The organism is Streptomyces sp. NPDC006207, assembly GCF_040613835.1.
Classification (GTDB): domain Bacteria; phylum Actinomycetota; class Actinomycetes; order Streptomycetales; family Streptomycetaceae; genus Actinacidiphila.
The window spans coordinates 42,675-51,054 of record NZ_JBEXSX010000070.1 but is presented as its reverse complement, the minus strand read 5'-3'; the positions used below and the strand labels follow the sequence as shown (position 1 = coordinate 51,054).

Below are 8,380 nucleotides of genomic sequence, written 5' to 3'. Positions count from 1 at the left end.
CGACCGAACGCCCCGAATGAGTGCCCCGCGTGCCGTCCCCGCTCATCCGTACCCGTCCCAGCAGCAGGCGGCCCCCAGGGGTCCGGTCCCCACGAGCGGCGCGCGGCGGTACGCGGTGCCGATCTGTCGGCGGGCCGCACGCCGCACCCCCGTCGGCCCAGAGGACAGCATGGCGAAGGGGGCGGGGTTCCGACCGGAACCCCGCCCCCTTCGTCTTGGTCTGTGTGTCAGTGGCCCTGTTCGTCGCGGCGCCGCTGCCAGCGCTCCTCGATCCGGTCCATCATCTTGCGCCGCGGCTGGAGGCGACGGCCCCGTCCGACGGCACCCTGCGGGGAGTTCCCCGCGGGAGCGGGGGCCGCACCCGGTTTGGCGGCACGGCGCCAGCCGGTGACGGCGAGAACGGCACAACCGAGCATCACGAGGAAGCCCACGACACTGATCCAGGGCTGCTGGGCGATCATGCCGCCCATCAACAGCCCGATGCCCACCAGGAAGCCCGCCACAGCCAGGTAGACGCGCCGCCTGGTGTAGGTGCGCAGCCCGCTTCCCTCAAGCGCCGACGCGAACTTGGGATCTTCGGCGTACAGCGCTCGCTCCATCTGCTCGAGCATGCGCTGCTCGTGCTCCGAGAGCGGCACGGAGTCCTCCTCCTCGTCGGTCGCGGGGGAGCGACCGGTACGACCCTTCCAGGATAGGCAGGGAATCGCCCCCGTGAAACCCGCCCCACTACGCCAATCCGACGGGGGGTGTTTTCCCCGTCGAACGCCACGTCATGCCAGCATAAGGCCCTGAACCGGGAATCGGGGGGCGTGTGACGGACTCCTCCCGGTGGGTGACCGGAAGAGGCAAGGGGCGCCGCCCCCGGTTCCGGCTCAGCCGCGCTCGGCCAGCACGTGCAACTGGGTCGCCACGGCGTGGAACGCGGGCTGCTCGGCGGCGGCCAGTTCCAGCCTCAGCAGGGCGTCCATCGCGCCCGGTTCGGTGTCCACCAGGACGCCGGGGACGAGGTCGGCGAAGACCCGGACACCGTGCACCGATCCGACCCGCAGCCCGGCGTCGGCGACCAGCGCGGTCAGCTCGCCCGCGGTGAAGCGGCGGGGCACCGGATCGCCGTCGCCCCAGCGGCCGTCGGGGTCGTCCAGGGTGTGCCGGGCCTCGCCGAAGTGACCGGCGAGCGCCCGGGCGAGCACGGCCCCGTGACGACTGGCGGCGAGCAGGCTGAGGGCGCCGGAGGCGCGCAGGGTGCCCGCGGCGTTGCGCACGCCCTCGGCGGGGTCGTCCACGTACTCCAGCACGCCGTGGCAGAGCACGACGTCGTGGCTGCCGGCCGGCACGACGTCGAGCAGTCCGTGGGCGTCGCCCTGCACCCCGCGGACACGTTCGGTGACGCCTGCCTCCGCCGCGCGGCGTTCGAGGGCGAAGAGCGCGTCGGGACTGGGGTCGACCACGGTGACCCGGTGGCCCAGACTGGCCACGGGTACCGCGAAGTTGCCGGTGCCGCCACCGGTGTCGAGCACGTCGAGGACGTCCCGTCCGGCGGCCTTGGCCTGCCGGTCCAGCGCATCGCGCAGGACCTCCCAGACCACGGCGGTACGCAGGGCTGCGCGGGGCCGCAGCGGTTCGGCCCCTCCTGGACGGGACATGCGGACGGCTCCTCGCGGACGGACGGGGCAGGGGACCGGTCGACCCGGCCTGGGACCCACTCTAGTGGGCTGCCGCCCGGCGGCCGATCAAGCGGGACGGCCCGTCTGCGGCCGGTCCGGCACGGGCTGCAGCACCAGCAGGCGCTCCACGAGCCGCAGGAACATCCCCGTCGCACGGACGAGGTCGTCGGCCTCCCGGGGGCTGACCGCGCCCTGGATGCCGGCCTCGGCGCGCGCCCGCTGACGGGCTCCCGCCTCGAACAGGGCGCTCCACTCGGCCAGTTCGGGCGCGACCTCGGGCAGCACCTCCCAAGCACTGCGTATCCGCTGCCGGCGCCGCCTGGTGGGTTCGGGGCGGCCGCGCACGGCGAGGACGGCGGCCGCGGTGCGCAGCGCGGCCAAGTGGGCGGTGGCGAAACGGTCGTTGGGGGTCTCCAGGACGGCGGCCTCATCGAGCCCCCGCCGGGCCTGGGCGAGTAGGTCGAGGGCGGCCGCGGGGGCGGTGGCCTTGCGCAGCACGGGGTGGACGTCGGCGGCACTGCCGCCGGCGACGGCGGCCCTGCGGGCTGGCACGGTCATCACATTCCTCCTGTCTTCGCATGACGTGTCCGACAGTTCCTGACCTTCAGCACTCATCGTGAAGCACACCTCTGACAATCGCGCTGACCTGCACAAACGGTCGCGGTGGCCGGACAACGTCCCTGGATTCGCGGTCCGGTGGCGCGATGCGTTAGTGTTTTTGCACTGACTGGTCAGTTCAAAGAATGGGGGCGGGCGAGTGATCACCGCGGAGGGGTTCGGGCTCATGGGGCCCCGGGGCTGGGTATTCCGGGACGTCACCTTCACCGCGCCGGCGGGCGGTCTGGTCGCCGTCGAGGGTGCCTCCGGCTCGGGCCGCACCTGTCTGCTGCTGTCGCTGACCGGGCGCATGCGCGCCACGGAGGGCCGGGCCGAGGTGGCCGGGCTCACGCTGCCCAAACAGCTCGCCGCGGTCCGCCGCGTCGCAGCGCTCGGCCCCGTCACGGGGGTCGCGGAACTCGACCCGGCCCTCACCGTCGGCGAGCACCTTCGGGAACGCGTGCTGCTGCAGCGGCGGTTCGGCGGCTCGCTGCGCGAACTGGTGCGGCCCGGCACGACGGACAGGGCGCGCGTCGACGGGGCGCTGACGGCGGCCGGGCTGGACCTGTCGACGCTGCCCAAGGCCGAGCGCACCGCGGCCCGGGACCTGGAGCGGCTCGAGGCCCTGCGTCTGGGCACCGCCCTCGCGCTGCTGGGCCGCCCCAAGGTGCTGGCGGTGGACGACGCCGACCACAAGCTGGCCCCGGCGGAACGCGAGGAGGCCTGGGCGATGCTGCGGGCCGTCGCCGCGGGCGGCACGACGGTGCTGGCGGTGTGCTCCCAGGCTCCGGGGGACGCCGTCGTGGCGCGCACCCGGCCGGCCGCCGCGGAGACCGACACGCATACCGACGCTAAGACCGACGACGAGGAGGGGGCGGCCGATGCGCACGCCGAGGCTGGCAGCGCTTGAGCTGAGGAAGTTCGGCAGGGGGCGGCTGCCGCGCGCGGCCATGGTGTCGCTGCTGCTCCTGCCGCTGCTCTACGGCGCCCTGTACCTGTGGTCCTTCTGGGACCCCTACGGGCGGCTGGACAAGATCCCCGTCGCCCTGGTGAACGCCGACCAGGGCACCACCGTGAACGGGCAACGGGTCGCCGCGGGCGACTCCATCGTGGACGGCCTGCGGGAGAGCGCCACCTTCGACTGGCGCGAGACCAGTGCCGCCGAGGCGGCCAAGGGCGTCGAGGACGGCACGTACTACCTGTCGCTGACCATCCCGCGGGACTTCAGCGCGCGCGTCGCGTCGAGCTCCGGCGACCACCCGCGCACCGGCGCGCTCCAGGTGCGCACCAACGACGCGAACAACTACGTCGTGGGGCAGATCTCCCGCACGGTCTTCTCCGAAGTACGGTCCGCCGCCTCCACCAAGGCGTCGAGGGACTTCTACGACCGCATCTTCGTGGCCTTCTCCGACCTCCACGACGAGACGGTCAGGGCCGCCGACGGCGCGGACGACGTCACCAAGGGCGCGGGCTCGGCCCGGACCGGCTCCAAGAGGCTCGGCGACGGCATCTCCACCGCCGAGGACGGCGCGCGCCGGCTGGCCGGCGGCCTGCACACGGCGAAGAAGGGCAGCAGTTCGCTGGCCGGCGGGCTGGGGGCGCTCGACAGCGGCGCCGGCCAGGTCGCCTCGGGGACCCAGGCACTGGCCGACAAGGTCAACGGCGCCTCGGACGAACTGACCTTCGTCAAGCAGCACGTCAAGGAGATCAACGCGGTGGCCCGGGTCGTCGCCCGCGGCTCGCAGGCCGCCCGCGACGGCATCGGCGACCTGCCGCGGCAGTCGGCGCGGGCGGCCCGCGACGCCGAGGCGGCCGCCGCCGGGATCCACGACGCCTACGCCGAGCAGTGCCCCCTGGGCGCCGTCACCCCGCAGTGCCGGACGCTGAAGCAGGCCGTCGACGCCGCCGACGAGGTGGCGGGCGTCGCCGCCCGTCTCGACACCTACGTGCAGGGGCACTCCGCCGCCCTCGACGACCTCCGCGACGACCTCGACGCGCTGCACTCGGCGGCCGTGGCGCTGTCGGACCCGGCGCTCGCCACGAAACTGCAGAACGCCGTCGACGGCGTCAACCGGCTCAACGAGGGCGCCCACAAGGTGGCGAAGGGGCTGCGGACGGCGTCGGACGGCGCGGGCGCCCTCGACGCCGGGCTCCGGGACCTGGCCTCCGGGGCCGACACCCTGGCGGGCGGGATGTACCGGCTGTCGGACGGCAGCAACCAGCTGACGACCGGTCTGACCCGGCTCACCGACGGCAGCGGGCAGCTCGCCGACGGCCTGCACGACGGCGCGTCCCGGATCCCCGACTACGACGGCGCCGAGCGCGCCGACCGCACCGAGGTGATGGCCGACCCGGTCCGGCTCGCCGCCCAGTCGCTGCACAAGGCGCCCAACTACGGGACGGGCTTCGCCCCCTACTTCATCCCGCTGTCCCTGTGGGTCGGCGCGATGGTCGCCTACATGCTGCTGCCGCCGCTCAGCAGGCGCGCCATGGCCGCGGGCGCCCCCGCCTGGCGGATCGCGGTGGCCGGGTGGCTGCCGGTGCTCGCCATAGGGGTGCTGCAGACACTGGCCCTGATGGCGGTGCTGCACTGGGCGATCGGCCTGCAGATGGTGCGGGCGGCCGGGACGGTCGGCTTCCTCGTACTGGTGACCGCCTGCTTCGCCGCCATCGTGCAGTGGCTCAACGCCCGCTTCGGGCCGGCGGGACGCGTGCTGGTGCTGGCGCTGCTCATGCTGCAGCTCACCTCGGCGGGCGGCACCTACCCGGTGCAGACCAGCCCCGGCTTCTTCAACGCGATCCACCCCTTCCTGCCGATGACCTACGTCGTCGAGGGGCTGCGCCACCTCATCACGGGCGGCGGGCTCTGGCCGGTGTGGCGGGCGGTCCTGGTGCTGCTCGCCTTCACCGCGGGCGCGCTGGCGCTGACCGCGGTGGCGGCCCGCCGCAAGCAGGTGTGGACGCTGGACCGGTTGCATCCGGAGCTGTCCCTGTGAGGCCGCACGAAACCGGGCGCCCGGACCGTAGACAATCGTCGTCATGAACAGTGCACGACGGCAGGCCACCCGGCAGAAGCTCTTCCAGGCCGCGGTCACGCTCATCGCCGAGCAGGGCTTCTCCGCCACCACGGTCGACGAGATCGCCGAGCGCGCCGGGGTGGCCAAGGGCACCGTCTACTACAACTTCGCCAGCAAGAACGAGCTCTTCGAGGAGCTGCTGCGGCACGGCGTCGGCCTGCTGACGGCCTCCCTGCGGGAGGCGGGGGCGGGCGTCACCGCCCGCGGCGGCAGCCACGTGGACGCGATCGACGCGATGATCCGGGCCGGGCTCGCCTTCATCGCCGAGTACCCGTCCTTCACGCAGCTGTACGTGGCCGAGCTGTGGCGGACCAACCGCGCCTGGCAGGACACGCTCATGGTGCTGCGCAAGGAGGCGGTCGCGGTCGTGGAGCAGACGCTGCACGACGCGGTGACGGCGGGCGAGCTCAGCGACGAGATCGACGTGCCGCTCACGGCGGCCGCCCTCTTCGGGATGGTGCTCGTCGCGGCGCTGGACTGGCTGTCCTTCCAGCCCGAGCGCTCGATCGACGACGTGCACGCGGCCCTGTCGCGGCTCCTGCAGGGACGGGTCGCGGGGCACGCCCGAGCCTGAGCGCCGTACGACGGCGCGCCGCCCCGGCGCGGCCCGATCCCCCGTCGGGCCGTTCCGGGACGGCGCTCCCCCGTGCACCCCCGCTCCGGCCGGGCGCAGCGCCGTTCCGCCGCCCCGTGTCGGCGGTGCCGGTGCCGTGCCCTTCCGTTGCCTCCACCTTGGCGTCCGGGCCGCCCCGCGCTCATCCGTGCGGGTACTCAAGTGGGGGTCTGAGTACAGGTACTCATGACCGGGTCGTATCGCTCAAAGGCCGCGGTGGTTTTCCAGGGCTTCGGTAGCATCACGGCCCATGTCGGTACTTCCGCTCGTGTTCACCAGCGGCTGGGCGAGCGGGATCAACGCCTACGCCGTGGTCTTCCTGCTGGGCCTGATGGGCGTCACGGGCGTCAGCGACCAGGTGCCGCCCGCCCTGGAGCGCACCGACGTGCTGATCGCCGCGGGGATCCTGTTCCTCTGCGAGGCGGTCGCGGACAAGATCCCCTACGTCGACACCACGTGGGACGCCGTGCACACCGCGATCCGGCCGGTCGCCGGGGGCGTGGTGGCGGCCCTGCTGGCCGGGCAGAACGGCTCGCTGCCGCAGCTCGCCGCGGGCGCGGTCGGCGGGACGACGGCGCTGGTGAGCCATCTGGTGAAGGCCGGGCTCCGCATGGGCGTCAACACCTCGCCGGAGCCCGTGAGCAACATCGTGATCAGCCTCGCGGAGGACGTCGGCGTCGCCGCGATCATCGTCTTCGCGCTCTTCCACCCGGTGGCCGCGGCGAGCATCGCGGCCGTGCTGCTCGTGCTGGGCGTCATCACCGTGATCTTCATACTGTCGCGGATCCGCCGTGCCTGGCAGCGCTGGAAGGCCCGCAGGGAACGCCGCAAGGCCGGTCGCGGCGTTGTCGGTGGCTGGGGTTAGAGTCCCGTTCATGGCACGGATTGCGGTGATCGGCGCGGGGATGGGCGCCATGGCTGCCGCCGCCCGGCTCGCCACCGGCGGGCACCGGGTGGCGGTGTACGAGCGGGCCGGCACCCACGGGGGCGGTGTGCGGCGGCTGGAGCGCGCGGGCTTCGGGTTCGACACCGGCCCGGGCCTGCTGCACCTGCCCGCCGTCTACCGCGACCTGTTCGTCAAGACCGGCAGGGAGAGCCTGGAGGACAGCGTCGCGCTGCGCCAGGTCGACCCGGCGAGCCGCCACCTCTTCTCCGACGGCACGTCCGTGTCGCTGCCCAACGCGTCCCGCGGCGGGGTCGTCGCGGCCCTGGACGCGGCGCTCGGCACCGGCGCGGGCGAGCGCTGGAGCGAGCTGCTGGTGCGGGCCCGGGAGGTGTGGGACGCCACGCGCCGCCCCCTGCTGGAGGACGCGCTCGCCGGCGACCCGGCCGCGCTGGGCCGCGATCCGTATCCGGCTCCTCCCGTGCGACGGGGGCTGTTCCGGCGCGGCGCGCCCACCCTGGCCGACGTCGCCCGGCGCGAACTGGACGATCCGCGGCTCGCTGCGCTGCTCGGCTCCTATGCCCTGGCGTACGGCTTCGACCCCCGCACCGCGCCCGGCAGCGCCACCGTGCTGCCGTACATGGAGCAGACCTTCGGCAGTTGGTACGTACGCGGCGGCATGCGGGCGCTGGCCGACGCCGTGCACGCCCGGTGCGTGGCGCGGAGGGTTGAGTTCCACTTCGGGACCGGGGTCGCGGGGATCGTGGAGAAGGACGGCCGTACGGCCGGTCTCGAACTCGCCGACGGCACAAGGGTGGAGGCCGACACGGTCGTCGCCGGTGTCGCCCCGTGGCTGCTGCCCCCGCTGCTGGCGCACGGCGCCGGGGACGTCCGGCCCGACGACGGGGTGTGGGACGGCATCGGTCCCGGCCCCCGCTGCGAGGGCCCCGGGCGCCTCACGGTCTGCCTGGCGCTGCGCGGGGCCCGGCCCTCGGACGCCGTGCACCGTACGGTCGTCCACACCGCGGACCTGGAGGCCGAGGCGGCCGCACTGGCGCGGGGCGAGCTGTACGACCGCCCGACGGTCACGGTGCTGCGCCCCGACGACGACACCCTGCGGCCCGACGACGCCTCGGAGTCGGTCACGTTGAGCGTCACGGTCCCGCCCCACGGCCCCTCGGGGGTGGACTGGCGGGCGCCGGGTACGGCCGAGCGCGTCGCGGATGCGGCGCAGGAGGCAGCGGCCGCGGTCCTGCCCGATCTGACGGACCGCCTGCTGTGGCGGGCCGTGCACACGCCCGCCGACACCGAGGAGGAGACGGGCACCCCGGGCGGCCGGCTCCCCCGCCCCGCCCTGGCCGGCGCGGACGGGGCTCATCTGCACCCCGGCAACCGGCTGCTCGTCCCCGGTCTGTACCTGGTGGGCGGCTGGTCCCACCCCGGTGGCGGCCTCGCCCACACCGGCATGTCCGGTGCCATCGCCGCCGACCTCATAGCGGGCGGTCCCGGCGGCAGCCGCTGAGGCACGCGTCCCGCGCCCGGACAC

The 8,380-nt window shown here is 74.3% G+C and carries 8 protein-coding genes; 5 read left to right on the top strand and 3 right to left on the bottom strand.

The genetic code is table 11. The annotated features are described in order from the left end of the window. Window positions 1-227 precede the first annotated feature (227 nt). The 3 genes from ABZ312_RS37690 to ABZ312_RS37680 all read right to left on the bottom strand — a co-directional run bounded on the left by ABZ312_RS37690 (window position 228) and on the right by ABZ312_RS37680 (window position 2,222). Entirely contained in the window at window positions 228-638 is a 411-nt protein-coding gene (locus tag ABZ312_RS37690; RefSeq protein ID WP_500329857.1) for an SCO2097 family morphological protein, read from the bottom strand. Between the two features lie 234 nt (window positions 639-872). Further along, window positions 873-1,643 carry a methyltransferase gene (locus ABZ312_RS37685; RefSeq protein WP_500329858.1) on the bottom strand — a complete coding sequence of 257 codons (771 nt, stop codon included), beginning with the start codon at window positions 1,641-1,643 and terminating at the stop codon, window positions 873-875. Window positions 1,644-1,730: 87 nt separating this feature from the next. After that, on the bottom strand, window positions 1,731-2,222 hold the full coding sequence (locus tag ABZ312_RS37680; RefSeq protein ID WP_500439657.1) for an SAV_6107 family HEPN domain-containing protein: 492 nt from the start codon (window positions 2,220-2,222) through the stop codon (window positions 1,731-1,733). 226 nt (window positions 2,223-2,448) lie between these two features. Here ABZ312_RS37680 and ABZ312_RS37675 point away from each other — a divergent pair, with 226 nt between their 5' ends. From ABZ312_RS37675 to ABZ312_RS37655, 5 genes are all read left to right on the top strand, one after another. Beyond that, window positions 2,449-3,171 (top strand): ATP-binding cassette domain-containing protein, encoded by a 723-nt coding sequence (locus ABZ312_RS37675; protein ID WP_500329954.1) that lies wholly within the window; start codon window positions 2,449-2,451, stop codon window positions 3,169-3,171. After that, entirely contained in the window at window positions 3,143-5,257 is a 2,115-nt protein-coding gene (locus ABZ312_RS37670) for a YhgE/Pip family protein (RefSeq protein WP_500439656.1), read from the top strand. The genes ABZ312_RS37675 and ABZ312_RS37670 overlap by 29 nt, the downstream gene beginning before the upstream one ends. 43 nt (window positions 5,258-5,300) lie before the next feature. Continuing rightward, window positions 5,301-5,912, top strand: coding sequence for a TetR/AcrR family transcriptional regulator (locus tag ABZ312_RS37665; RefSeq protein WP_499511375.1), 612 nt, complete (start codon window positions 5,301-5,303; stop codon window positions 5,910-5,912). A 289-nt stretch (window positions 5,913-6,201) separates the two neighbouring features. Beyond that, on the top strand, window positions 6,202-6,816 hold the full coding sequence (locus ABZ312_RS37660) for a DUF4126 domain-containing protein (protein WP_500439655.1): 615 nt from the start codon (window positions 6,202-6,204) through the stop codon (window positions 6,814-6,816). Between the two features lie 10 nt (window positions 6,817-6,826). Continuing rightward, window positions 6,827-8,356 carry a phytoene desaturase family protein gene (locus ABZ312_RS37655; protein ID WP_500358203.1) on the top strand — a complete coding sequence of 510 codons (1,530 nt, stop codon included), beginning with the start codon at window positions 6,827-6,829 and terminating at the stop codon, window positions 8,354-8,356. Window positions 8,357-8,380: the final 24 nt, after the last annotated feature.

Coding starts and splice junctions, on each gene's coding strand:
- ABZ312_RS37685 (WP_500329858.1), bottom strand. CDS start 1,643: ATGTCCCGTCCAGGAGGGGCCGAACCGCTGCGGCCCCGCGCAGCCCTG.
- ABZ312_RS37680 (WP_500439657.1), bottom strand. CDS start 2,222: ATGACCGTGCCAGCCCGCAGGGCCGCCGTCGCCGGCGGCAGTGCCGCC.
- ABZ312_RS37675 (WP_500329954.1), top strand. CDS start 2,449: ATGGGGCCCCGGGGCTGGGTATTCCGGGACGTCACCTTCACCGCGCCG.
- ABZ312_RS37670 (WP_500439656.1), top strand. CDS start 3,143: ATGCGCACGCCGAGGCTGGCAGCGCTTGAGCTGAGGAAGTTCGGCAGG.
- ABZ312_RS37665 (WP_499511375.1), top strand. CDS start 5,301: ATGAACAGTGCACGACGGCAGGCCACCCGGCAGAAGCTCTTCCAGGCC.
- ABZ312_RS37660 (WP_500439655.1), top strand. CDS start 6,202: ATGTCGGTACTTCCGCTCGTGTTCACCAGCGGCTGGGCGAGCGGGATC.
- ABZ312_RS37655 (WP_500358203.1), top strand. CDS start 6,827: ATGGCACGGATTGCGGTGATCGGCGCGGGGATGGGCGCCATGGCTGCC.